Origin of the sequence: Stappia sp. P2PMeth1 (assembly GCF_900185735.1) — a bacterium.
Lineage (GTDB): Bacteria > Pseudomonadota > Alphaproteobacteria > Rhizobiales > Stappiaceae > Stappia.
The window spans coordinates 37015-61228 of the sequence record NZ_FYAW01000005.1 but is presented as its reverse complement, the minus strand read 5'-3'; the positions used below and the strand labels follow the sequence as shown (position 1 = coordinate 61228).

The window sequence follows — 24214 nt, the reverse complement described above, 5'->3', positions numbered from 1 at the left end:
GAGAAGGGGTTGTCGCCGCAGGGCCTTGTCGGCTCGGCAACGCTGAAACGAACGACCCCGAATAACGGGGCGTCCAAAGGGGAAGAAACGCATGGCAGGGTCGCCCGTCGTCGAGCGCCTCGACGAGGACACCTTTCCGAAGATTCTCCTGCGCAATGCCCGTGTCTTCGCCGACCGGCCGTCGATGCGCGAGAAGGATCTCGGAATCTGGCAGACTTGGACATGGTCGCAGGTGCTGGAGGAAATCCGCGCCGTCTCGATCGGTCTCCAGGATATCGGCTTCGGGCCCGGCGACAAGATCGCCATCATCGGCGCCAACCGGCCAAGGCTCTACTGGTCGATGGTGGCGGCGCAGTCGCTTGGCGGCATTCCGGTGCCGCTCTACGCGGACTCCGTCGCCGAGGAAATGGCCTATGTTCTGGAGCACGCGGAGGTGCGCTTCGCCTGCGTCGAGGACCAGGAACAGGTCGACAAGCTCCTGTCGATGTCGGAGCAACTGCCCAAGCTGGAGCATGTCGTCTATGACGATCCGCGCGGCCTGCGCGACTATGACCACACCCGGCTTCATTCCTTCGAACAGTTGCAGGTGAACGGCCGCGCCGCGCTTGCCGCCGATCCGGCGCGCGAAAAGGCCTGGCTCGACGGCATCGCCGCGACCAAGGGGGCCGACCTTGCGGTGATGCTCTACACCTCCGGCACCACCGGCCGGCCGAAGGGCGTGATGCTGTCTTTCGACAATCTCGTCATCTCGGCACGCAACGGCAATGCCTTCGACAGGCTGAACGAGACCGAGGAGACCATCGCCTATCTGCCGATGGCCTGGATCGGCGATCACGTCTTCTCCCTCGCCCAGGCCTATCTCGCCGGCTATTGCGTCAACTGTCCGGAGAACCTGGAAACCGTCCTGTCGGACCGGCGCGAGATCGCCCCGACCTATTTCTTCGCTCCGCCGCGCGTCTTCGAGGGTCTGCTGACCCACATCATGGTCCGCATGGAAGATGCCGGGCGGATCAAGAAGAGGATGTTCGACAGCTTCATGGCGCTGGCGCGCCGGGTCGGCGAGCCGATCCTCAACGGCGAGAAGGTGTCGCTGGCCGACCGGCTGCTTTACGGGCTCGGCGAGCTGCTGGTCTACGGGCCCTTGAAGAACCAGATGGGCTTTACCCGGCTGCGCGTCGGCTACACCGCCGGCGAGGCGATCGGCCCGGAGATCTTCCGCTTCTACCGCTCGCTCGGTCTCAACCTGAAGCAGCTCTACGGCCAGACCGAAGCCAGCGTCTACATCACCATGCAGCCGGACGGCGAGATCTATGGCGACACGGTCGGCACGCCGGCGCCGGACGTGGAGATCAGGATCGCCGAGAGCGGTGAGGTGCTCTATCGCTCGCCGGGCGTCTTCGTCGGCTATTACAAGAACGAGGAGGCGACCCGCACCACCAAGACCGAGGACGGCTGGGTGCTGACGGGCGACGCGGGCTTCATCGCCGACAACGGCCACCTGAAGATCATCGACCGCGCCAAGGATGTGGGCAAGCTCACCGATGGCTCGCTGTTCGCGCCGAAATACATCGAGAACAAGCTGAAGTTCTATCCCAACGTGAAGGAAGTCGTGGCCTTCGGCGACGGGCGCGAGTTTTGCGGCGTCTTCGTCAACATCGACCTGACCTCCGTCGGGTCCTGGGCTGAGCGCAACAACGTCAACTACGCCTCCTATCAGGAGCTGGCGGCGCATCCGCAGGTCTACGAGATGATCCGCAAGCATGTCGACGAGGTCAACCGCGACCTTGCCGGCGAGCCGATGATGGCCGGGGCGCAGATCAAGCGCTTCCTGGTGCTGCACAAGGAGCTGGACGCCGACGACGGCGAGCTGACGCGCACACAGAAGGTCCGCCGCTCCTTCATCGCCGACCGCTACGCCCCGCTCATCGAGGCGCTCTACGACGGCTCCACCAGCAAGCATGTGCGCACCGAGGTCACCTTCGAGGACGGCCGCAAGGGCGCCATCGAGGCGACCGTCGAGATCCGCGACATGCAGACCTATCCGGCCGCGGGCAGCGGCATGAAGGAGGCGGCGGAATGAACGCCTTTGTCGATCCCGCCGGCATGTCCGGGCATTCAGGCCTTGCCAGGGGCGAAGTCCTTCTGCGCGTCGACAACGTCTCGTTGTCCTTCGGCGGCGTGAAGGCGATCACCAACATCTCCTTCGACATCCTCAAGGGCGAGGTGCGAGCGATCATCGGTCCGAACGGCGCCGGCAAGACGTCGATGCTCAACGTCATCAACGGCTTCTACCATCCCCAGGAGGGGACGATCACCTGGCGCGGCCAGGTCCGGCGCAAGATGAGGCCCTACGAGGCGGCAAGCCACGGTATCGCCCGCACGTTCCAGAACGTGGCGCTGTTCAAGGGCATGACCACGCTCGACAACATCATGACCGGCCGCGGTCTGAAGATGAGGAAGAACTTCTTCTGGCAGTGCCTGCATTGGGGGCCGGCCTTGAAGGAGGAAAACGAACATCGCCGCAAGGTCGAGGAGATCATCGACTTCCTCGAGATCCAGGCGATCCGCAAGACGCCGGTCGGCCGGCTTCCCTACGGACTGCAGAAGCGGGTGGAACTCGCGCGTGCGCTGGCGATGGAGCCGGAGCTCCTGCTGCTCGACGAGCCGATGGCGGGCATGAACCTGGAGGAGAAGGAGGACATGAGCCGCTTCATCCTCGACGTGAACCAGCAGTTCGGCACGACGATCGCGCTGATCGAGCACGACATGGGCGTGGTGATGGACCTGTCCGACCGCGTCGTGGTGCTCGATTACGGCCGCAAGATCGCCGACGGGCCTCCCGAGGAGGTGCAGTCGAACCAGAATGTGATCGACGCCTATCTCGGCGTTCCGCACGGCAATTGAGGGTCCGGGGATGGCGATTTTCATCGAGACAGTCCTGTCCGGCCTGATGGCCGGCGTGATGTACGCGCTGGTCGCGCTCGGCTTCGTGCTGATCTTCAAGGCGTCCGGCATCTTCAACTTCGCCCAGGGCGTCATGTGCCTGTTCGCGGCGCTGACCTTCGCCGGGATCATGGAGAAGACCTCCGTGCCGTGGCCCATCGCCTTCGTCCTCACCGTGGCGGTGATGGTGGGCGTTGCCTGGGCGGTGGAACGCTTCGTCCTGCGCCACCTGGTGAACCAGGAACCGATCATCCTGTTCATGGCGACGATCGGCCTCGCCTATGTGCTGGAAGGGGTCGGCGATATTATCTGGGGCTCGGACGTCAAGGTGATCAACATCGGCCTGCCGTCCGGCGCGGTCGACGTTCTGCTCGACAATTTCGACATCTATCTCGACAAGCTGGAGGTCTTCGCGGCCTTGATCGCCGCCGTGCTGGTCGGCTTCCTGGCGGTGTTCTTCCAGAAGACGCGGATCGGCCGGGCGTTGCGCGCCGTTGCCGACGATCACCAGGCGGCGCTGTCTGTCGGCATCTCGCTGCAGACGATCTGGGTGATCGTCTGGTCGGTGGCCGGCTTCGTCGCGCTGGTCGCCGGCATCATGTGGGGTGCCAAGTCCGGCGTGCAGTTCTCCCTGTCGCTGATCGCGCTGAAAGCCCTGCCGGTGCTCATTCTCGGCGGTTTCACCTCGATCCCCGGCGCCATCGTCGGCGGCCTGATCATCGGCGTCGGCGAGAAGCTCGCCGAGATCTATGTCGGGCCGATGGTCGGCGGCGCGATCGAGAACTGGTTCGCCTACATGCTGGCGCTGGCTTTCCTGCTGTTCCGGCCGCAGGGGCTGTTCGGCGAAAAGATCATCGAGCGCGTCTGACGCAGGGCTCCCCGACAGAAGGGTTCAATCGCAATGCTCTATCGTGAAGCCGGTCAGTTCAAGTCGAGCTACGCCGCCGACCAGGCCATCTTTCCGATCGCCCAGGATCGCTGGGCGGTCTGGGCCTTCCTCGCCGTCGCCTTCCTCGTCGTGCCGTTCTTCGTCAACGACTACTGGACCAACGCCATCCTGCTGCCGCTGCTGATCTACGGCATGGCGGCGCTGGGGCTGAACATCCTGGTCGGCTATTGCGGCCAGATCTCGCTCGGCACCGGCGGCTTCATGGCGGTCGGCGCCTATGCCTCCTACAAGCTGATGACCTCCTTCCCGGAGCTCAACATGATCGTGGTGGTGCTGCTGTCGGGCGGCATCACGGCAGCGGTCGGCGTGATGTTCGGCCTGCCGTCGCTGCGCATCAAGGGCTTCTATCTGGCGGTGGCGACGCTCGCCGCCCAGTTCTTCCTGGTCTGGCTCTTCAACAAGGTCGGCTGGTTCTACAACTATTCGGCCACCGGACAGATCAACGCGCCCGATCGCTTCCTCTTCGGCTTCCAGTTGACAGGCGCTTCGGCGCAGCCCTGGGTCAAGTACCTGTTCTGCCTGACCTTGCTGACCGTCTTCGCCCTGATCGCGAAGAACCTCGTGCGCGGGCGCATCGGTCGCAACTGGATGGCGATCCGCGACATGGACATCGCCGCCGAACTGATCGGCGTCAGGCCGCTGATGACCAAGCTTTCGGCCTTCGCCGTCTCGTCCTTCTATATCGGAATGGCCGGCTCGCTGCTGTTCGCGGTCTATCTCGGCGCCGTCGAGGTGGGCGAATCCTTCGGCATCAACGTCTCCTTCCTGGTGCTGTTCATGGTGATCATCGGCGGCCTCGGCTCGATCGTCGGATCGTTCATGGGCGCGGCCTTCCTGGTGCTGATGCCGATCCTCCTGAAAAACTTCATGGTCGACGGTCTCGGGCTGATGCCGGTGACGGCCAAGCATGTGGAAATCCTGTTGATGGGTCTGCTCATCATCTTCTTCCTGATCGTCGAGCCGCATGGCCTTGCCCGGCTCTGGCAGATCACCAAGGAGAAGTTGCGGATGTGGCCCTTCCCCTACTGAGGCAGCGCACAGACAAGACAATTCGCGCTGTCCAGATGACTGCCCAATGTCCTGTTCCAAGGGAGGAAACGACATGAAACTGAAGCACCTGACGGCAGGCCTCGCCGCGCTCGCGATCGCCTCGCCGATCGCGGCCACGACGGCGTCGGCCTACGAGCTGACAATTCCGTCGCTCGTCTATCGCACCGGCCCCTACGCGCCGGGCGGCATTCCCTTCGCCAACGGCTATGCGGATTATTTCAAGCTCATCCAGGAGCGGGATGGCGGCATCAACGGTGCCACCATCAACTTCATCGAGTGCGAGACCGCCTACAACACCCAGCAGGGCGTCGAGTGCTACGAGAACACCAAGGGTCAGGGCCAGAGCAAGGCGCTGATCTACCAGCCGCTGTCGACGGGCATCACCTATCAGATCATCCCGAAGGCGGCGGTCGACGAGATCCCGATCTTCACCATGGGCTATGGCCGCACCTCCGCCGCCAACGGCACGGTGTTCCCGTGGATCTTCAACTTCCCCGGCACGTACTGGGATGCGGCCTCGGGCATGGTCAACTATGCCGCGGCCATCGAAGGCGGGGCAGACAAGCTCGCGGGCAAGACCATCGCCCTCGTCTACCACAACTCGGCTTATGGCAAGGAGCCGATCCGGACCCTCGAGGAACTGTCGAAGAAGTACGGCTTCAAGCTGGAGCAACTGCCGGTCGATCACCCGGGCCAGGAGCAGAAGGCCACCTGGCTGCAGATCCGCCGCATGAACCCGGACTGGGTGCTGATGTGGGGCTGGGGCGTGATGAACCAGGTCGCCGTCAAGGAAGCCGCCTCGATCCGTTATCCGATGGACCGCTTCATCGGCAACTGGTGGGCCGGATCCGAGCAGGACGTGCTGCCGGCCGGCGCGGGCGCCAATGGCTATCTCTCGGCGACGTTCCACGCGCCGGGCGCTTCGTTCCCGCTGCATCAGGAGATCCTCGAGACCCTCTATGACAAGAACATGGGCGCCGGCGAGCGCGGGCGTGTCGGCGAGGTGCTCTACAATCGCGGCCTGATCGCCGCGGTGTGGACGGTCGAGGCGATCCGCAAGGCGATGGAGATCAAGGGATCGAACGAGATCATCGGCGCGGATGTGCGCGAAGGTCTGGAAGCCCTGGACGTCACCGAGGAGCGTCTTGCCGAACTCGGCCTGCCGAACTTCACCTACCCTGTGAAGATCACCTGCGCCGTGCACTCCGATCCGGGCACCGTGCTGATCCAGCAGTGGGATGCGAGTGGCGGCGTCTGGAAGGTGGTCGCTTCGGGCATCGAGCCCGACCGCGACGTCATCGCGCCGCTGATCGAGGAGGACTCCGCAGCCTACGCGGCGGAGAACAACATCACCCCGCGCGACTGCAACTGACCTTACGGTCCAGCGCAAGTCCACAGGAGTGGAGACAGGAATGAGCGAGACGTCCGCTTCGACGATCCTCTCGGTGAACAATATCGAGGTGATCTACAACCACGTCATCCTGGTGTTGAAAGGCGTTTCGCTCACCGTTCCCGAGGGGGGCATCGTCGCTCTCCTCGGGGCCAACGGCGCGGGCAAGACGACCACGCTCAAGGCGGTGTCGAACCTGCTGCATGCGGAGCGGGGCGATGTCACCAAGGGCAATATCGTCTTCCGCGGCGAGGAAGTGCAGTCGCTGTCGCCGAACGATCTGGTGCGGCGCGGCTGTATCCAGGTGATGGAGGGCCGTCACTGCTTCGGCCACCTCACCATCGAGGAGAACCTTCTGACCGGGGCCTTCACCCGTCGGGACGGGGCGGCCGCGATCAAGGCCAGCCTTGAGAAGGTCTACACCTATTTTCCGCGCCTGCGCGAGCGGCGCACCAGCCAGGCCGGCTATACGTCCGGCGGTGAGCAGCAGATGTGCGCTATCGGCCGGGCCTTGATGAGCCGGCCCAACATGATCCTTCTCGACGAGCCGTCGATGGGCCTTGCTCCGCAACTGGTCGAGGAGATCTTCGAGATCGTCAAGGAACTCAACGAGAAGGAGGGCGTGTCCTTCCTGCTCGCCGAGCAGAACACCAATATCGCGCTGCGCTATGCCACTTACGGCTACATCCTGGAGTCGGGCCGGATCGTGCTCGACGGGGCTGCCAAGGCGCTGCGCGAGAACGAGGACGTCAAGGAATTCTACCTTGGCGTCGGCGGCGAGGGGCGCAAGTCGTTCCGCAATGTGAAGCACTACAAGCGTCGCAAGCGCTGGCTCGCCTGAGGCCGAGCCCCTCCCGCCAAGCCAAGAGTCACGAGGAGCGCGTCATGAGCGCAGAGCATTTCGACAGCCTGGAGATCCGGGAACCGGGCGAGCGGGACGCCGACCTCTTCGCGCGGCTGCCCGGCCTCGTCGCCCATGCGATGGCGCAGGCGCCCGGCTGGGCGCGGCATCTGGAGGGGTGCACGCCGACGGCGCTTGTCGACCGGGCGGCGCTTGCCCGCCTGCCGGTGCTGCGCAAGGCGGATCTGATGGCGGCGCAGGCGGCAAATCCGCCGTTCGGGGGCTTCGCCACCGCTCCGGTCTCGGCCATGGGACGGATCTTCATGTCGCCGGGCCCGATCTGGGAGCCGCAGGGCGGCGACAACGACCCCTGGCGGGTGGCGCGGGCTTTCTTCGCCGCCGGCTTCCGCGCCGGCGACATCGTCCACAACGCCCTGTCCTATCACCTGACGCCGGGCGGCTTCCTGCTCGATCACGGCGCTCGGGCGCTCGGCTGTGCCGTGTTTCCCGCCGGTGTCGGCAACACCGAAATGCAGGTCGAGGCGATCGCCACCCTGCGGCCGACCGGCTATGCCGGCACGCCGGACTACCTGAAAGTGCTGCTCGACAAGGCGGCGGAGCTCGGCCGCGACGCCTCGTCGATCCGCCGCGGTCTCGTGTCCGGCGGCGCCCTGTTCCCGAGCCTTCGGGCGGAGTACCGCGCCCGCGGCATCGAGGTGCTGCAGGCCTATGCCACCGCCGATGTCGGCGTCATCGCCTATGAGACCTCGGCCGACCAGGGGATGGTCGTCAACGAGGACGTGATCGTCGAGATCGTCCGGCCGGGCTCCGACGTGCCGGTGCCCGAGGGCGAGGTCGGCGAGGTGGTGGTCACCAATTTCAACCGTGCCTATCCATTGATCCGCTTCGGAACCGGCGACCTGTCGGCCGTGCTGCCGGGCCGTTCGCCCTGCGGGCGCACCAACATGCGCCTCAAGGGCTGGATGGGCCGCGCCGACCAGCGCACCAAGGTCAAAGGCATGTTCGTCGATCCGAAGCAGATCGCGGAACTTCTCGGCCGCCACCCGGAGATCGTCCGTGCCCGCCTCATCGTCGAGCGCCAGGCGGAACAGGACGTCATGCGTCTCGCCTATGAGGCGGAGGCCCATGGCGAGGGGCTCGACCAGGCGATTTCGGCGAGCTTGAGAGAGGTGACGAAGCTGTCCGGCCGGGTCGAGCGGGTGCTTCCCGGTGCCTTGCCGAACGACGGAAAGGTGATTGCCGACGAGCGCAGCTACGAGGCGTGACGCCCCGGGCCGGGGATAGCGCCGGCGGCGACCGGCCTCCTCGGCTCTTGCGCAGGTACAACGCTCTGGCCTATGCAAGGAGACCCGGTTGCGCGGGACCCGATGACGGCGGCCGGCATGGCCCAGATGCGGACGAGCGATATCATGCAGGATGAAGCGGCGAAGGCTTCCGACAGCGCGCTTGTGTTGCTGGTCGAGGACGATCCCGACGACGTCACCATCATTCGCCAGTCGCTGAAGGCGTCGAGCGTGCCGGTGCGTCTCGAGGTCGCCTCGGACGGCGCCGAGGCGCTCGACCATCTCAACCGGGCGGTGGCGGCAGGCGCCCCGGCGCCCGACCTGATCCTGCTCGACCTCAACCTGCCGGTGATGACCGGAACGGAGTTCCTCGGCAAGCTGCGCCAGCACGCGCGGCTCAGCGCCGTGCCGGTCTGCGTCTTCACCACCGCCGACGATCCGGTGACCATCCGCCGCGCCTATGCGGCCGGCGCCAATGCGGTCGTCACCAAGGCGGACAGCCTGGCCGGCATGAGCGAGGTGCTGCACACCATCGTCGAGTTCTGGTTCCGTGTCGCCGAGCGCTATCGCGGCGAGTGAATCGCGCGCTGCCGGCCCGTTCCGGATCAGCGTCTACAGATAGACGATCTCGTAGGGATCGTCGGTCGGGCCGGTCACGGCCTCCGCGTCCGCCGGAGTGGAGACGGCAAGGGGCGGGGCAGGCATTGCCCGGTCGAGCGGCTTGGAGAGTGCCGCGTCGATATGCGACCTCAGCACCTGCATCGAGAACGGCTTGACGATCACCGACTGGGCGCCGAGGGTCGCCGCCTTCTGCAGCACGGTGAGATCGACATGGGCGCTGATGATGATCGCCGGCGTTGCCGCGCAGACGGGATTGTCGTGGGCGCGCAGCCTGGTCAGGAACTCCGCGCCGTCCTGGAGCGGCATGCGCCAGTCGACCAGCATCACGTCGAAGCGGTGCAGCTTCAGCAGCTTCTCGGCTTCGATTCCGTTCCCCGCCTCGGTCACGGCCTGGTAGCCGAGCTCCTTCAGCATGCCGCGCAGCAGGCGGCGGGTGAAGGCGCTGTCCTCGATCAGAAGAATCTTCTCGTTCTTCACGGCGGTCTGTCCCGGTGGCGGCTTGCGGCGTGGCCGCCGCATGCGGCGGCGTCAGGGTACAAGCCTCAGTAATATCGACAGGTTTACCTATCTGTTTGAAAGGACCGTTAACGCTGAGCCGCAGGCGTGCGCGCGAGCGGCCTGCGTCAGCCTGTCGCGGGTTCCCGCCGTGAACCCCTTGGACCGATCCTGCGTAGAGATTACCGGTGGTTCGGTGCCGACATTTGATCCAGCGCCTGGCCGCAAGGAGACTGCAAGTGGCACATTCGTTCCACCAGCAACTGGACCATCCGGCGTTTGCGCCTTATGTGCGGCGCAGCCGGACCGGAACATGATCGGGAGCCAGAAAGACAGCATGAGCGTGATCGACAGCGACAGCGAGCGGGAAGCGAGGCGTCGCGAGATGGGGCGGGTGCGGCTGCCGGAGGGACATCCGGGCGTCAAGGCGGGAAAGATCGGCGTGCTCATCGTCAATCTCGGCACGCCGGACGGCACCGACTTCCGCTCCATGCGCCGCTACCTGAAGGAGTTTCTGACGGACAAGCGGGTCATCGAATGGCCCAGGGCGATCTGGTACCCGATTCTGTTCGGCATCGTGCTCAACACCCGGCCGAAGAAGTCCGGCAAGGCCTATGACGAGATCTGGAACCGGGAGCTCGACGAATCGCCGCTGCGCACGATCACCCGCTCCCAGTCCGACAAGCTCGCTGCCGCCCTGGCCGGCGTCGACGATCGCATCGTCGTCGACTGGGCGATGCGCTACGGCCAGCCCTCGATCCCGGACCGGCTGGCGAGGTTGCGCGAACAGGGCTGCGACCGGCTGCTGGTGTTCCCGCTCTACCCGCAATATTCGGCCTCGACCACGGCGACGGTGAACGACGTGGTGTTCCGCGAGCTCTTGAAGCTGCGCTGGCAGCCGGCGCTGCGCACCGTGCCGCCCTATCACGACGATCCGGTCTATATCGACGCGCTGGCGCGCTCGATCGAAACGACCCTTGCCGGCCTCGACTTCGAGCCGGAGACGGTGCTCACCTCCTATCACGGCATCCCGCAATCCTATTTCCGCAAGGGCGACCCCTATCACTGCCATTGCCAGAAGACGACGCGGCTGCTGCGCGAGCGGCTCGGCTGGCCGCAGGACAAGCTCAAGGTCACCTTCCAGTCGCGCTTCGGGCCGGAAGAGTGGCTGCAGCCCTATACGGACAAGACCGTCGAGGCGATGGCGAAGGCCGGCACCCGCAACATCGCGGTGATCAATCCGGGCTTCGTCGCCGACTGTCTGGAGACGCTGGAGGAGATCGCCGGCGAGGCTGGAGAGATCTTTCACGAGAACGGCGGCGAGAATTTCGCCCATATTCCCTGTCTCAACGACAGTGAGGACGGCATGGACGTGATCCAGACACTGGTGCGACGCGAGTTGTCGGGCTGGATCTGAGTCGCCTGCGTCGATCTTCTTCACCACCGCGCGATGCTTGCGCTTGCAGATCGTCGCCCGCCGGGTACATGTAGCGGCGGGCTGGCCGGTCGGGCGCGACCGGCCTTCGATCCGCTCCGCCGCGTCGAGGACGCGGCCCTGGTGAAGGATGACACAGATGCTCGAAGGCGTTTTCGGATTCGATATCCTGGTCCTTGTCCTGCTGGTGCTCCTGGTTCTCGTCGTCCTGGCGGGCGTCAAGACGGTGCCGCAGGGCTACAACTACACGGTCGAGCGCTTCGGCCGCTATCGCAAGACGCTGATGCCGGGCCTCAACTTCATCGTGCCCTTCATCGATCGGGTCGGCCATCAGATCAACGTGATGGAGCAGGTCCTCGACGTTCCCTCGCAGGAAGTGATCACCAAGGACAATGCGACGGTGACCGCCGACGGCGTCACCTTCTACCAGGTGCTCGAGGCGGCGCGCGCTGCCTATGAGGTGTCGGGGCTGGAGAACGCCATTCTCAACCTGACCATGACCAACATCCGCTCGGTCATGGGGTCGATGGATCTCGACGAACTGCTGTCCAACCGCGACGAGATCAACGAGCGCCTGCTGCGGGTGGTCGATGCGGCCGCCTCGCCCTGGGGCATCAAGATGACCCGCATCGAGATCAAGGACATCAACCCGCCGCGCGATCTGGTCGAGGCGATGGGCCGGCAGATGAAGGCCGAACGCGAGAAGCGCGCGGCGATCCTGGAGGCGGAGGGCAAGCGGGCCTCCGAGATCCTGCAGGCGGAAGGCCAGAAGCAGTCGCAGATCCTGGAGGCGGAAGGCCGGCGCGAGGCCGCGTTCCGCGATGCGGAGGCGCGCGAGCGCGCCGCCGAGGCCGAGGCCAACGCGACCCGCATGGTCAGCGAGGCGATCGCCGCCGGCGACATGCAGGCGATCAACTACTTCGTCGCCAACAAATATGTCGAGGCGCTCGGCCAGTTCGCCCGCTCGCCCAACCAGAAGCTCCTGATCCTGCCGACCGAGACCACCGCCGTGCTCGGCTCGCTCTCGGGCATCGCCGAGATCGCCAAGGAGGCCTTTGGCGGCGGGGGAGCGGCGTCGCGGTCGCGCGCCAGCGTCCCCTCGACCACGGCGCCCTCCGCGCCGCGCGATGGCGACGGTCCACGCTCATGAGCCTGGTCGAACGCATCGTCATGGAGGTCGGGCCGTGGCTGTGGTGGATCGTCGGCCTGTTGCTGCTCGGCCTGGAGGTGCTCGCTCCCGGCACGTTCTTCCTGTGGTTCGGCCTCGCGGCCATCGTCGTTGGCACGCTGGCGATCATGATCGACATGCCCTGGCAGCTCGAGATCGTGCTGTTCGGTCTGCTGTCCGTCGCCAGCGTGCTGGTCGGACGGACCTATATGCGCCGCCAGGGCAGCGAGGGCGACGAGGCCGGGCTGAACCGGCGCGGCGCGCGGCTGGTCGGCCGCGAATTCGTGCTGACCGCCCCGATTTCCGGCGGCCAGGGTTCGGTGCGGGTGGACGACAGCGTCTGGCGGGTCAGCGGGCTGGACTGCCCGGCCGGCACCAGGGTCCGGGTGGTCGGCATCGACGGCAGCGCGCTGGTGGTGGTGCCGGTCGAGGCTTGACGCGACCGCCAGCGACCGGCTTCGCCGCCGTTTCACGTTCATTGCCGTTCAAGGCGGCTCGACACATGCGAAAGGGCCGGAAATTCCGGCCCTTTTGTCGTTTCTGCCTTGCCGCCCCGGCTGTTCCGGTGCCCGCCCCCTTACGGATTGTGGCCGAGCGGGATCGGCGGCTCCTCGCGCATCAACAGGATGCCGATGCGGCGGTTGGCGGCGAGATAGGGATCGTTGGGAAACAGCGGTTCGCTGTCGGCCTTGCCGACGACGCCATAGAAGCGGTCGGCCGGCACGCCGAATTCGGCGAGGATCTGGCGCGCGGCATTGGCCCGGTCGGCCGACAGTTCCCAGTTGGTATAGCCGGGATTGAGCGGGATGCCGCCGGAGGTGGTGTGACCGGTGATCTGCACCCGGTTCGGCATGCGGGCGATCACGGGCGCCATCCGGGCGATCAGCCGGCGGGTCAGGTCATAGGGGTATTTCGAGCCTTCCGGGAACATCGAGCGCCCGTCCTGGTCGACCAGGCTGATGTTCAGGCCTTCGTCGGTCTCCTCCAGAATGATGTTGGACGAGACTTCGGTGATGTCCGGCATTTCCTGCCAGGCCTGGCGCAGCGAGGCGGCGGCGGTGGCGAACTGGCGCGGTTTCTCGATCTCGGCCTTGCGCACGTCGTGGGTGTTGGCCTCCGGCCCCTGCTTGCGCCGCTGCTCGTGGCGCTCCTGCGCGAAGTCGGAATCGAGCTCTTCGGGAACCCGGCTGATATCCTTCATGTAATCGCGGACGGGAATGCCCTCGACCTCGATGATGCCGGTGCGCCGGGCCGTCTCCTTGACGCCGAAGGCCTCGCGCATCGAGCCGGCGACCACCTGCAGCTTCTGCTTGTCCTGGATCGAGAAGGAGATGATCAGCACGAAGAAGCAGACGAGCAGGGACATCAGGTCGGCGAAGGTGACCAGCCACTCCGGGGCGCCGCCGCCTGCTTTTTTCTTTCTGGACATGGGGCGCCGCTCTCCGTCGCGTCTTGATCAGGCGGCTTCCGCGAACTCGGCGCGAGCCTTTTCCGGCAGATAGGCGATCAGCATGTCGCGGATCAGCGCCGGGCTCTTGTTCTCGCGGATCTGCAGGATGCCGTCGATGACGAGGGTCTGGTTGACCTCCTCGGTCTCGAACTTGGAATCGAGCTTGTCGACCAGCGGCAGGCAGACGATGTTGGCGATCAAGGCGCCGTAGAGCGTCGTCAGCAGCGCGATGGCCATCGACGGGCCGATGGTCGAGGGATCGTCCATGGTCGCGAGCATCTGCACCAGGCCGACCAGGGTACCGATCATGCCGAAGGCGGGGGCGGAATCGCCAAGCGCCTTGAACACCTTGCGTCCCTCCTGCAGGCGGTCGAGATAGAGGTCGCGGTCGCGCTCCATGGCGTTGCGGATGAACGGGCCCTCGTAGCCGTCGGCGATGTATTGCACGCCCTTGGCCAGGGTCGGGTCGCTCACCTCGACATTTTCCAGCCCCAGCGGGCCGGACTTGCGGACGACGTCGGCGAGGGTGCTGATCTCCTCGATCAGGTCGCGCGGGTTGGACTTCTTGTGGGTGAAGGCGACCTTGCTGCCGACGACGAAGGCGCCGCCGATCCCGGCGAGCGGAAAGCGCACCAGCGTCGCGGCGGACGCACCGCCGATCACGATCAGGATCGAGGGCATGTCGATGAATTGCGTGATGTTGCCGCCGACGAAAATGGCGGCGATCACGACCGCAAATGCCGCGATGATACCGATGATCGAACCGAGATCCATGCCCTGCAACTCTCCGAAAGCCGTCAGGCCCGGTGGCGGACCCGAGACGATCATAGGCAGGCGAGGCTAATCAATCCCTAAACCGGGCGCAGGTTGTCGTCTCCAGCTTGGAAAAAATCCCGAGGGATCCACGCGCGATGCAGGGGGACGCGACGTCAGGCAACCCCGTGCCGCAGCAGATCGTGCAGGTGAATGATGCCGACCGGCCGGCCGTCCTCGACGACGAAGACGGCGGTGATCGAGGCGCGGTTGATGAATTCCACCGCCGAGGCGAGCAGCATGTCGCCCGGAATCGACTTCGGCGCCCGGGTCATGACGTCGCCGGCGGTCTTGTCGAGGAAGTCGTGGCTGAGATGGCGGCGCAGGTCACCGTCGGTGATGATGCCGGTCAGCAGGCCGGCCGCATCGACGATGCCGAGCACGCCGAATCCCTTGCGGGTGATCAGCACGATGGCATCGCGCATGCTGGTCGCCGGGGTGGCGAGCGGCAGCTTGTCGCCGGCATGCATGATGTCGCGGGCATGCAGCAGGCTGGCGCCGAGACGGCCGCCGGGATGGTAGACCTTGAAATCCTGGGCGGTGAAGCCGCGCGCCTCCAGCAGGGCGATGGCGAGCGCGTCGCCGGTCGCCATCTGCAGGATGGTGGAGGTGGTCGGGGCAAGACCGTGCGGGCAGGCTTCCTCCACCTTCGGCAGGGCGAGGACGATGTCGGCGGCCGCGCCGAGGGCGCTTTCGGCGCGCGAGGTGATGGCGACCAGCGGCACCTTGAAGCGGCGGGTATAGGCGATGGTGGCGGCCAGTTCCTGGGTTTCGCCCGACCAGGACAGGGCCAGCACCACGTCGTTGTCGGTGATCATGCCGAGGTCGCCATGGCTGGCTTCGGCGGCATGGACGAAGGAGGCGGGGGTGCCGGTGGAGGCGAGGGTCGCGGCGATCTTGGCGCCGACATGGCCGCTCTTGCCAAGGCCGGTGACGATCACCCGGCCACGGGCGGCGGCGATCGTCGCCACCGCCTCGGAAAAGGGCTGCGACAGGCCGTTGCCGAGCGCCGCCTTGAGGATCTCGAGCCCTTGCGCCTCCGTCGCGATCGTCCGCAGGGCGGAGGCGCAGGCGTCCTGACCGCCGCCGGCCGGCAGGGTGGTGAGGGTCAAGGGTGCGGTCATGGGTGCGGGTCCGGCGATCTCGGTGTTGGGTTGCGCCCGTCTTACCTCCGGGGAAGGGGCGAGCGCAAGGGCGGCGGGCGAGGCGAGAGGCGCGAGCCTAACGCTCCGTTAACCCTAACAGACCATTATCATGGCAAAAGTTGGCCGCAGCCCGGCGGTTCCGGCGCTTGCGGCCTGTCGTAGTCGGCCCGGTGCCCCCGGCCTGCCGTATCTGGACGAAGCATGACACGTCGCGCCCTTTCCGTCGTCGCCGTTCTGGCCCTGCTCGCCGCGCAGGTGCCGATGGCCGCGCGCGTCGGCGCGCAGGAAAGTGGCGGTTTCGGCGGCGGGTTCGGGTCGGCGGCGGATGTCGACGCGGAGGACGACACCGATCCGCTCGCCCGCCAGGACGGGGTGGCGCCGCTGGGGCGGACCGGCACCCGCGGGACGATCTCGGAGATCGGGCCGGGCGCGGGCGAGAGCGCGCAGGGCCTTGCGACCGGCGGGCGCGCCGCACCGGCGCAGCCCTTCGCCGAGCGGCTGCGGGCGGTGCAGCGGCGCGGGCCGATCGGTGGCGGCGGCCGCGTGACGAACACCGCCTATGCCGGCGACACCACCCGCGACGAGCCGCGCGGCATGCGCGTCGGCTCGTTCCTGCTCTATCCCGAGCTCTTTACCGGGCTCGGCTGGTCGGACAACCGGGCGAACAGCGCCAAGGGCGATGGCGGCGCGGTCTATCGCATCGCCCCGAGCCTCAGGGTGCAGTCGGACTGGTCGCGCCACAGTTTCGGCCTCAATTTCCGCGGCAGCTATACCGGCTATCCCGACAGCAGCCTGAAGGCGGACCCGAACGTGACGGCGGACGCCCTGTTGCGGCTGGAGGCGGGGGAGCGCAGCGACATCGGCATTTCCGGGCGCTACGGCCTGTCGATGCAGGATCGCGGTACGGCCGAGGCGGCGGGCGGCGACCGGGAAGTGCACGATCTGGGCGCCGGACTGTCGCTGCGCCGCGATCTCGGCCTCGTCGGCGCGGAACTGCGCGGCCAGGTGGATTCGACCCATTACACCGGCACCGGCGGGGGGCCGTCCAATCGCGACCGCGACAACGCGCTGGTCACCGCGACCCTGCGCGTCGACGGCAACACCGGCGCGGCGGTGACGCCCTTCGCCGAAGGGAGCCTGTTCGCCCGCCGCTACATGGACCGCTGCACCGACCCGATGCTGTGCGAGGATCGCGACTCCACCGGCTACGGCCTGCGCACCGGCCTTGCCTTCGACAATGGCGGCAAGATCTCCGGCGACATCGCCGTCGGCTGGCGCAGCGAGACGCTGAAGGACAAGCGCCTTGCCCGGCTGGAGGGGCTGACGGTGGACGGATCGCTGGTCTGGTCGCCGACCCGCCTGACCACGGTGACGGCGCTCGCCAGCACCAATTTCTCGCCGTCCTCGCTGGCCGGCACGCCGGGCTCGGTCACCTATACCGGCGACCTCCGGCTGGCGCATGGCTTCAGCGAGGCGCTGAGCGGCGAGGTCGGCGTCGGCTATACCTGGCGCGACTATACCGGCCTCGTGCTGACCGAGCAGGAGGCGCGGGCGACGACCGCGCTGACATGGGCCCTGACGTCCAACGTCGCGTTGCAGGGCCGCTACACGTTCCGCCGGTTCATTTCGAGCAACTCGGGATCGAGCTACAATTCGAATGCGATCGAGGCGGGGTTGAGATTCCGGCACTGAACCATACTTGCCGACGGGGATGGCGCCGCCGCCCGTCGGTTCGGTCCGGAAATCCGGGGCGTCGGGGGGCGAGGGAACGGGTCTGCGGGACGAGCGGGCCGTTCCACCGGGAGACGACAGGAGTGTTGATGTTCTTGCTTCAAAGTCATGCAAGGGGCGCCGTCCGCACCGCTCGGCGGCTGGCCGGTGCCCTCGGGCTTGCCCTGGTGCTGTGCCTGCCCTCCGGCACGGCCAAGGCCGATCCCGGCTTCACCGCCTTTGTGGACTCGTTCTGGCCGACCGCCCGCGAGGCCGGCGTGTCGCAGGCCACCTATCGCCGCGCCTTCCAGGGGGTTGTCCCCGATCCGGATACGATCAGGCTGATGAATCGTCAGTCGGAATTCGTCAAGCCGATCTGGGAATACCTCGATACGGCCGTCTCCGACACGCGGGTGGAGAAGGGACGCGAGATGCTGGCGACCTATGCCCGCGAACTCGCCGTCATCGAGAACCGCTACGGCGTCGAGCGCCACGCGGTGGTGGCGATCTGGGGCATGGAGACGAATTACGGCTCCTTCATGGGCCAGCACTATGTGGTGCGGGCGCTGGCGACGCTCGCCTATGCGGCGCCGCGCCGGCGCGAGTTCTGGCAGCGCGAGCTGGTGACGGCACTGCAGATCCTGGAGGCCGGCCATGTCGCCCCCGACCGCATGGAAGGGTCGTGGGCGGGCGCCATGGGCCATACCCAGTTCATGCCCTCGAGCTGGAAGCAATATGCCGCCGACTATGACGGCGACGGCCGCCGCGACATCTGGACCAACATCCCCGATGCGCTGGCCTCCACCGCCAATTACCTGAAACGGCACGGCTGGCAGAGCGGCAAGACCTGGGGCTACGAGGTCGAGCTGCCGCGCGGCTTCGACTACACGCTCGCCGACACCGACCGCTCGATCGCCGACTGGGCGCGGCTCGGCGTGCGCCGTCCGGGCGGGCGCGACTTCCCGCGTGCCTCGGACAATGCCGAGCTGGTGCTGCCTGCCGGCGCCTCCGGCCCGGCCTTCCTGATGCTGAAGAATTTCTTCGTCATCAAGCGCTACAACAACGCCACCGCCTATGCACTGGCCGTCGGCCATCTGGCCGACCGGATCCGCGGCGGCGGGCCGTTCGTCCATGCGTGGCGGCGCGACGCGCTGCCGCTGTCGCGGCCGCAGGCGGAGGAATTGCAGACGCTGCTCAACCGGCGCGGCTTTTCCGTCGGCACCGCCGACGGCCAGGTCGGCCCGGCGACCCGGCGGGGCATCCGTGCCTATCAGACATCGGCCGGCCTGATCCCCGACGGCTATGCCTCGGTGGCTCTGCTGGAGCATATCCGCAACGGGCGGTAAGCGGATGGCGGACGCGGCCGATTTCCTTGCCTGGCGGCATGTGGCGGCGGGCACCGAGCGCGCCCCCGTCCTGCCCGACGGCTGCCGCGACGTGCTGGTGCTGCATGTCCCGGGAGCCGCGCCGCGGGTGCTGCTGACCGGCCTCGACCTTGGCCCGCGCATCGCCGTGCTGGCCGCCGGAACGCGGATCGACGGCTACCGGCTGCGGCCGGGGGCGGCCGTCGGGCCGGCGGAGCTTGAGGCCATCGCCCGCGATGCTGTCCTCGGGCCGGGCGACGGGGCGGCGGACATCCTCGGCAACGCCCTGGCCGGGCGGGCGGCAAGGCCGGACGATGTGGATGCGGCGATCCGGCTGCTGGCCGGACCGGACGCGACCCTTGCCTCGGTCGCCGGCAGCCTCGGCCTGTCGCCGCGTTCGCTGCAGCGGCGGTTTCGCGAGCGGGGCCTGCCGCCGCCCGATCTCTGGCGACTGCTCGGCCGGGTCCGGCGGGCGGCCGGCCGGCTCGACGGCGAGATGCCGCTGGCCGGCATTGCCGGGGACTGCGGCTTTGCCGACCAGGCGCATATGACGCGGGAGTTCCGCCGCTGGTTCGGCGCAAGTCCCGAGCGGCTGCGCCGGGACCGCGCCCTGCTGGAGCTTGCCCGTCAGCCGGCGCTGGGCAACTGGACCGGCGAGCAGATTTCCACCAGATAGCCGTTGGGATCGCCGACATAGGCGGTGGTCTGTCCCCAGTCCTCCTCGCGCACATCCTGCAGCTGCGTGGCGCCGGCGGCGAGGGCGCGGTCCAGCGCCGCGCGCACGTCGTCCGTCTCGAAGGCAAGCTCGAAGACGGGCGCCTTCGGCTCGGCCCGGCCCGGCGTCTTGCCGAGGCGGTGCATCAGGGCCTTGGAGGAAAAGGCGAGGCGGGTCTCGCCGGTCGCAAGCTCGCCATAGTCGCCGCTGTCATGCAGGAAACCGCGCGAAAGGGCGAAGGCGCGCTCGTAGAAATCGAGCGTCGCCGGAACGTCTTCGACATAGAGAATGGTGTATCTGAGGATCATCGCCGTCTCCAAGGACAGGGGGTGGGAAAGGGTTCGGGGCGCAGTCTCGCAGAGGCGGCGGCGGCCGTCTTGAAGGATCGCGACAGGCGAGACGGAGCAACAAGGAATGGCGCGCGCGGGCCATCTATTCCCTTCCCCCCGGAACGGGCTTAAAATCGCGCCATGAAGATCCGCTCGCTCCGTCCCGTCAGGCCGTCTCCCGCATCGCGTGGACCGTGGGCGCGCGGGCGTGCGCGCCTTGCCACGCTGGTGGCGCTGGTCACCGCCCTGTGCCTGTTGCTGCCCGAGCCGGGAGCGGACCTTGCGGCGCCGTTCGGCCCGGCGGCGGCGCTGGCGCAGTCGCGGCCGATCGTGCAGCCGGGAGATACGCGCGACACCGGCTTCCATCCGCTGTCGCCCTTGCTGCGCCTGTTCGGCGTCGACAACAGCCGTCGGCGGACGCGCATCGAGGAGCTGCCGCCGCGCCAGCAGATGCGGCCCCAGCCGACGCGCGAGCCGGCCCGGCCGGTCGTGGTCGAAGTGCCGAAAGAGGCGGACGCGCGCTCGATCCTGGTGGTCGGCGGCGCGCTGGCGGGCGAGCTTGCGGAAGGGCTGGAGGCGACCTACGCGGAGGTGCCGTCGGTGCGTGTCGACAGGCTGTCGCTCGCCGATGCGGGGCTGGCCGGCGCCGGCCCCGGCGTGCTCGTCGACCGGATCCGCGGCGCCGTCCAAGGGCGCAACAGGATGGCGGCGATCGTCATCCTGATCGGCTCGCTCGACGTGCGCGACATCGCCACGGACAGCGGCGGCGCGGCGTTCCGCAGCGATGCCTGGAACGCCATTTACAGCCAGCGGGTCGGCCAGCTCATCGCCGCCGCGCGGGCGCAGCGCCTGCCGGTGCTGTGGGTCGGCCTGCCGCCGCCCAAGGGCGTGGCCCGGCGCGCCGATTTCGGCCATCTCAACACCGTCGCCAAGCAGCAGGTGGAGGCGGCCAACGCCATCTATGTCGATGTCTGGGACGTGTTCCTCGACGAGAACGGCGGCTATACGTCCTATGGGCCGGACGTCGCCGGCACGCGGCGAAAGCTTCGCTCCGACGAGGGCATCGGCTTCACCTGGCACGGGCGGCGCAAGATCGCCTTCTTCGTCGAGCGCCAGATCGCGCGGATCCTGGGATCGTCCGGGAGCTTCGCCTTCGACGGCGTCGACGACGACCCCGATTTCATCGTCCTGACCGGGCGCCAGGGCGCGCCGGAGACCATACTGGCCGGCGGCGCGGAGGCGGCGAACGAGCCGGTCGCCGACACGCCGCAATATCAGTTGATCGTCCAGGGCACGCCGATCCCGCCGCAGAACGGCCGGGTCGACGACTTCCGCGCCGCCACGCCCTGAGAGCGGCCGGCCGGATCGGTCGAATCGACCGAGACATTACCCAAATGTTCATGTTTCTGAGGCAGCTTGTCGGCGACGCAATCTAGCCCGGGTCCCGACATGGCCATTTCCCGTTCCTCTCCCTGGTCCCTCACGGTGATGGGCAGATTCATGCTCATGGTCGCGTCGGCAGCCCTGATCATGATGGGGGGAACGGGCTATGCCTTCTATGTCTTCCGTCATTCGCTGCTGTCGGCGCTGGGCGATCCGGCGCAGGCGCAGGAGTTTCTCGGTCCCACCGCGACGGCGAAGCTCGACGGCCTGATCCTCCACAACATGATCGAGATCGCGCTGGTCTGCACGCCGGTCGGCATCGCCTTCCTGGCGCTGGCCTTCTGGCTGGCGATGGGCGTGCGGCGGCCGCTGAAGGCGCTGCAGGAGGGGCTGGTCGCCCTGTCGGGCGGCGACTTCGGCATCACCGTCGCCGGCGCGGAGCGGCGCGACGAGATCGGCGCCATCGCCCGTTCGGTGGCGGATTTCCGCGTGCGGCTGTCGGAAAAGGCACAGCAGGACGCGCGCGCGGCGCTGGAACAGCAGGAGCAGATGGCGCGCCAGCGCGGCGAGACGCTCAAGCAGGTCGCCTCCGAATTCGAGCAGACCGTCGGCGTCGTCGTGCTGCGGCTGGGCGATGCGGCCGGGCGCGTCGCGCATCTGACCAAGGATCTCGACGGGGCGGTCGACATGGCGACGAGCGCCGTCGACGAGGCCTCCGGCTCCTCGATCCAGGCCTCCAGCTCGGTCTCCACGGCGGCGGAAGCGGCCGACGAGATGACCCAGTCGATCCTGTCGATCGGCCGGGAGATGGAGCAGGCGGCGCAGATGGCGCGGGCGGCGGTGGAGGAATCCCGCTCCACCGACACGATCGTCGGGCGGCTGGCCGAGAGCGGGAGGGCGATCGGCGAGGTGGTCGACCTGATCAAGCAGATCGCCGACCAGACCAACCTTCTGGCGCTCAACGCCACCATCGAGGCGGCGCGGGCCGGGGAGATGGGCCGGGGCTTTGCCGTCGTTGCCAATGAAGTCAAGACCTTGGCCGGCCAGACCTCGCGCGCGACCGAGGATATCTCGCAGCAGGTCGAGGCGGTGCAGCAGGTGTCCGAACAGGCGGTCGGGGCGATCCGCTCGATCGCCGGCACGGTGGAGCGCATCCACGCGATTTCCGACACGATCCTGCAGTCGGTGCAGAAGCAGATGGCGGCGACCGGCGAGATCAGCCAGAGCGTCGAGTTCGCGACGCAAAGCACCGAGAACGTCGCCTCCAGCATGGACGCGCTCGGCCGCGCCAGCGGCTCGACACGGGCGGCGGCGGACGAGATCCGCGGGGCGAGTTCCGAGCTTGCCGAGCTCTCCGAGGCGCTGCGCCAGCAGGTCGGCGGCTTCCTGTCGAGCATCCGCGACAGCTATGAGGGCAGCTCGCGCGCCGCGTGAGGGCGGGGATAGCGAGCGGGCGAAGGGGTCCCGCGCTGCGGGGACAGGCGATGCGCCGGCCCGCCCGCGGAGCGGGGACAAGTCGGGTTCTGAGGCCTTGAGAAATTGAGAAAGGCGCCGCAAGCGGCGCCTTTCCCTTTGATATTGCTCATCTTTTTTTGAGACGATTTTGCAAAATTTTGCGAGATTTTGCGAAAACCCGTCTCAAACGGCCTCACGCGTCGCAAAATCGGCCCGGTCAGCGCGGCAGGTTGGAGCTGCCGGTCAGATGCAGGTCGATGGCCCGCGCCGCCTGGCGGCCCTCGCGGATCGCCCAGACCACCAGCGACTGGCCGCGGCGGACGTCGCCGGCGGCGAAGATGCCGTCGATCGAGGTCTTGTAGTCCTGGGTGTTGGCCTTGACGTTGGCGCGGGCGTCGCGCTCGATGCTGTCTCCGAGCTCGGCGAGATAGGTGCCCTCCAGCGGACCGGCAAAGCCGATGGCGACCAGCACCAGTTCGGCGCGCAGGATGAACTCGCTGCCCGGGATCGGCCGGCGCTTCTCGTCGACGCGGGCGCATTTGACGCCGGTGACGTGGCCGTCCTCGCCGACGACGGCGAGGGTGGCGGCGGCGAATTCGCGCTCGGCGCCCTCCGCCTGGCTGGACGAGGTGCGCATCTTGGTCGGCCAGTACGGCCAGACCGTCAGCTTGTCCTCCTTCTCCGGCGGACGCGGGCGGATGTCGAGCTGGGTCACCGAGAGGGCGCCCTGGCGGAACGAGGTGCCGACGCAGTCGGAGGCGGTGTCGCCGCCGCCGATGACGACGACATGCTTGCCGCCGGCCCAGTAGGGCGGCTCGGCCGTGACGTCCTCGCCGCCGACGCGGCGGTTCTGCTGGACCAGGAAGGGCATGGCATACATGCAGCCCTGAAGGTCCATGCCCGGCAGCTCGGGATCGCGCGGGCGCTCGGCACCTGCGGTCAGCAGCACCGCGTCATGGCGCTGCTTGAGCTCGTCCACCGTCAGGTTGACGCCGACATTGGCGCCGTAATGGAAGACGACGCCCTCGCCCTCCATCTGCTCGACCCGGCGATCGATATAGTGCTTTTCCATCTTGAAGTCGGGAATGCCGTAGCGCAGCAGGCCGCCGGCGCGCGGCTCGCGCTCGTAGACATGCACCGTGTGGCCGGCGCGGGCGAGCTGCTGGGCGGCGGCAAGGCCGGCGGGACCGGAGCCGACGATGGCGACCGTCTTGCCGGTGCGGAACGGCGCCGGCTCGGGGCGGATCCACCCTTCGGCCCAGGCCTTGTCGGCGATCGCCTGTTCCACCGTCTTGATGGCGACCGGCGCGTCCTCGAGGTTCAGCGTGCAGGCTTCCTCGCAAGGGGCGGGGCAGATGCGGCCGGTGAACTCGGGGAAGTTGTTGGTCGAGTGCAGGTTGCGCGCCGCCTCTTCCCAGTCGCCGTTATAGACGAGGTCGTTCCAGTCCGGGATCTGGTTGTTGACCGGACAGCCGACGGGGCCATGGCAATAGGGCACGCCGCAATCCATGCAGCGGGCGGCCTGCCGCTCGACGTCCTTGTCGGCAAGCGGCAGGGTGAACTCGCGGAAGTGGCGGATGCGGTCGGAGGCCGGCTGGTACTTCTGTTCCTGCCGGTCGATCTCCAGGAAACCGGTGACTTTTCCCATGATCTG

At 67.4% G+C, this 24214-nt stretch carries 22 protein-coding genes; 16 read left to right on the top strand and 6 right to left on the bottom strand.

Features of this window, described 5'->3' with window-relative positions; genetic code table 11:
* Positions 1-91: 91 nt before the first annotated feature.
* From P2PM1_RS01215 to P2PM1_RS01180, 8 genes are all read left to right on the top strand, one after another.
* Positions 92-2080 carry an AMP-binding protein gene (locus P2PM1_RS01215; protein ID WP_186390311.1) on the top strand — a complete coding sequence of 663 codons (1989 nt, stop codon included), beginning with the start codon at positions 92-94 and terminating at the stop codon, positions 2078-2080.
* Positions 2077-2904 carry an ABC transporter ATP-binding protein gene (locus P2PM1_RS01210; RefSeq protein ID WP_208984418.1) on the top strand — a complete coding sequence of 276 codons (828 nt, stop codon included), beginning with the start codon at positions 2077-2079 and terminating at the stop codon, positions 2902-2904. The genes P2PM1_RS01215 and P2PM1_RS01210 overlap by 4 nt, the downstream gene beginning before the upstream one ends.
* Before the next feature lie 10 nt (positions 2905-2914).
* Positions 2915-3811 (top strand): branched-chain amino acid ABC transporter permease, encoded by an 897-nt coding sequence (locus P2PM1_RS01205; protein WP_186390312.1) that lies wholly within the window; start codon positions 2915-2917, stop codon positions 3809-3811.
* A 33-nt stretch (positions 3812-3844) separates the two neighbouring features.
* Positions 3845-4921 (top strand): branched-chain amino acid ABC transporter permease, encoded by a 1077-nt coding sequence (locus tag P2PM1_RS01200; RefSeq protein WP_186390313.1) that lies wholly within the window; start codon positions 3845-3847, stop codon positions 4919-4921.
* A gap of 73 nt (positions 4922-4994) precedes the next feature.
* Positions 4995-6314, top strand: a complete 1320-nt coding sequence (locus tag P2PM1_RS01195; protein ID WP_186390314.1) for an ABC transporter substrate-binding protein — start codon at positions 4995-4997, stop codon at positions 6312-6314.
* Positions 6315-6354: 40 nt separating this feature from the next.
* Positions 6355-7173, top strand: coding sequence for an ABC transporter ATP-binding protein (locus P2PM1_RS01190; RefSeq protein WP_186390315.1), 819 nt, complete (start codon positions 6355-6357; stop codon positions 7171-7173).
* Positions 7174-7217: 44 nt separating this feature from the next.
* Positions 7218-8459 (top strand): phenylacetate--CoA ligase family protein, encoded by a 1242-nt coding sequence (locus tag P2PM1_RS01185; protein ID WP_186397887.1) that lies wholly within the window; start codon positions 7218-7220, stop codon positions 8457-8459.
* Between the two features lie 117 nt (positions 8460-8576).
* The gene (locus P2PM1_RS01180; protein WP_186390317.1) at positions 8577-9056 is read left to right on the top strand and encodes a response regulator; all 480 of its coding nucleotides are present in this window, start codon (positions 8577-8579) and stop codon (positions 9054-9056) included.
* Between the two features lie 33 nt (positions 9057-9089).
* On the opposite strand, the gene P2PM1_RS01175 is transcribed toward P2PM1_RS01180, so the two are convergent.
* A complete protein-coding gene (locus tag P2PM1_RS01175) occupies positions 9090-9575 on the bottom strand; it encodes a response regulator (protein WP_186390318.1) in 486 nt (161 codons plus the stop codon).
* Between the two features lie 403 nt (positions 9576-9978).
* On the opposite strand from P2PM1_RS01175, the gene hemH reads away from it, so the two are divergent.
* The 3 genes from hemH to P2PM1_RS01160 all read left to right on the top strand — a co-directional run bounded on the left by hemH (position 9979) and on the right by P2PM1_RS01160 (position 12633).
* On the top strand, positions 9979-11010 hold the full coding sequence (gene hemH / locus P2PM1_RS01170; RefSeq protein WP_208985160.1) for a ferrochelatase: 1032 nt from the start codon (positions 9979-9981) through the stop codon (positions 11008-11010).
* Between the two features lie 157 nt (positions 11011-11167).
* Positions 11168-12178, top strand: coding sequence for an SPFH domain-containing protein (locus P2PM1_RS01165; RefSeq protein ID WP_186397886.1), 1011 nt, complete (start codon positions 11168-11170; stop codon positions 12176-12178).
* Between the two features lie 2 nt (positions 12179-12180).
* Positions 12181-12633, top strand: coding sequence for an NfeD family protein (locus tag P2PM1_RS01160; protein ID WP_208985159.1), 453 nt, complete (start codon positions 12181-12183; stop codon positions 12631-12633).
* Between the two features lie 140 nt (positions 12634-12773).
* Here P2PM1_RS01160 and P2PM1_RS01155 read toward each other — a convergent pair whose 3' ends face one another.
* From P2PM1_RS01155 to P2PM1_RS01145, 3 genes are all read right to left on the bottom strand, one after another.
* Complete coding sequence (locus tag P2PM1_RS01155; protein ID WP_186390322.1) at positions 12774-13625, bottom strand: flagellar motor protein MotB; 852 nt, start codon at positions 13623-13625, stop codon at positions 12774-12776.
* Positions 13626-13652: 27 nt separating this feature from the next.
* Positions 13653-14420, bottom strand: a complete 768-nt coding sequence (locus P2PM1_RS01150) for a motility protein A (protein WP_186390323.1) — start codon at positions 14418-14420, stop codon at positions 13653-13655.
* Positions 14421-14575: 155 nt separating this feature from the next.
* The gene (locus P2PM1_RS01145; RefSeq protein ID WP_186390324.1) at positions 14576-15583 is read right to left on the bottom strand and encodes an SIS domain-containing protein; all 1008 of its coding nucleotides are present in this window, start codon (positions 15581-15583) and stop codon (positions 14576-14578) included.
* A gap of 222 nt (positions 15584-15805) precedes the next feature.
* Here P2PM1_RS01145 and P2PM1_RS01140 point away from each other — a divergent pair, with 222 nt between their 5' ends.
* The 3 genes from P2PM1_RS01140 to P2PM1_RS01130 all read left to right on the top strand — a co-directional run bounded on the left by P2PM1_RS01140 (position 15806) and on the right by P2PM1_RS01130 (position 19354).
* Positions 15806-17296: an outer membrane beta-barrel protein gene (locus tag P2PM1_RS01140; protein WP_186397885.1), complete on the top strand. Its 1491-nt coding sequence runs from the start codon at positions 15806-15808 to the stop codon at positions 17294-17296.
* Positions 17297-17424: 128 nt separating this feature from the next.
* Positions 17425-18660, top strand: coding sequence for a lytic murein transglycosylase (locus tag P2PM1_RS01135; RefSeq protein ID WP_186397884.1), 1236 nt, complete (start codon positions 17425-17427; stop codon positions 18658-18660).
* 4 nt (positions 18661-18664) lie between these two features.
* Positions 18665-19354, top strand: a complete 690-nt coding sequence (locus tag P2PM1_RS01130) for a helix-turn-helix transcriptional regulator (RefSeq protein ID WP_186390327.1) — start codon at positions 18665-18667, stop codon at positions 19352-19354.
* Here P2PM1_RS01130 and P2PM1_RS01125 read toward each other — a convergent pair.
* Positions 19306-19701, bottom strand: coding sequence for a VOC family protein (locus P2PM1_RS01125; RefSeq protein WP_186397883.1), 396 nt, complete (start codon positions 19699-19701; stop codon positions 19306-19308). The two genes, P2PM1_RS01130 and P2PM1_RS01125, sit on opposite strands and share 49 nt — an antisense overlap.
* A gap of 162 nt (positions 19702-19863) precedes the next feature.
* Between P2PM1_RS01125 and P2PM1_RS01120 the strand changes: the two genes are divergently transcribed.
* Positions 19864-21072, top strand: coding sequence for a GDSL-type esterase/lipase family protein (locus tag P2PM1_RS01120; RefSeq protein WP_186397882.1), 1209 nt, complete (start codon positions 19864-19866; stop codon positions 21070-21072).
* A gap of 150 nt (positions 21073-21222) precedes the next feature.
* Positions 21223-22539, top strand: a complete 1317-nt coding sequence (locus P2PM1_RS01115) for a methyl-accepting chemotaxis protein (protein ID WP_208985154.1) — start codon at positions 21223-21225, stop codon at positions 22537-22539.
* A gap of 238 nt (positions 22540-22777) precedes the next feature.
* On the opposite strand, the gene P2PM1_RS01110 is transcribed toward P2PM1_RS01115, so the two are convergent.
* Positions 22778-24208 carry a glutamate synthase subunit beta gene (locus tag P2PM1_RS01110; RefSeq protein ID WP_186397881.1) on the bottom strand — a complete coding sequence of 477 codons (1431 nt, stop codon included), beginning with the start codon at positions 24206-24208 and terminating at the stop codon, positions 22778-22780.
* Positions 24209-24214 lie beyond the last annotated feature (6 nt).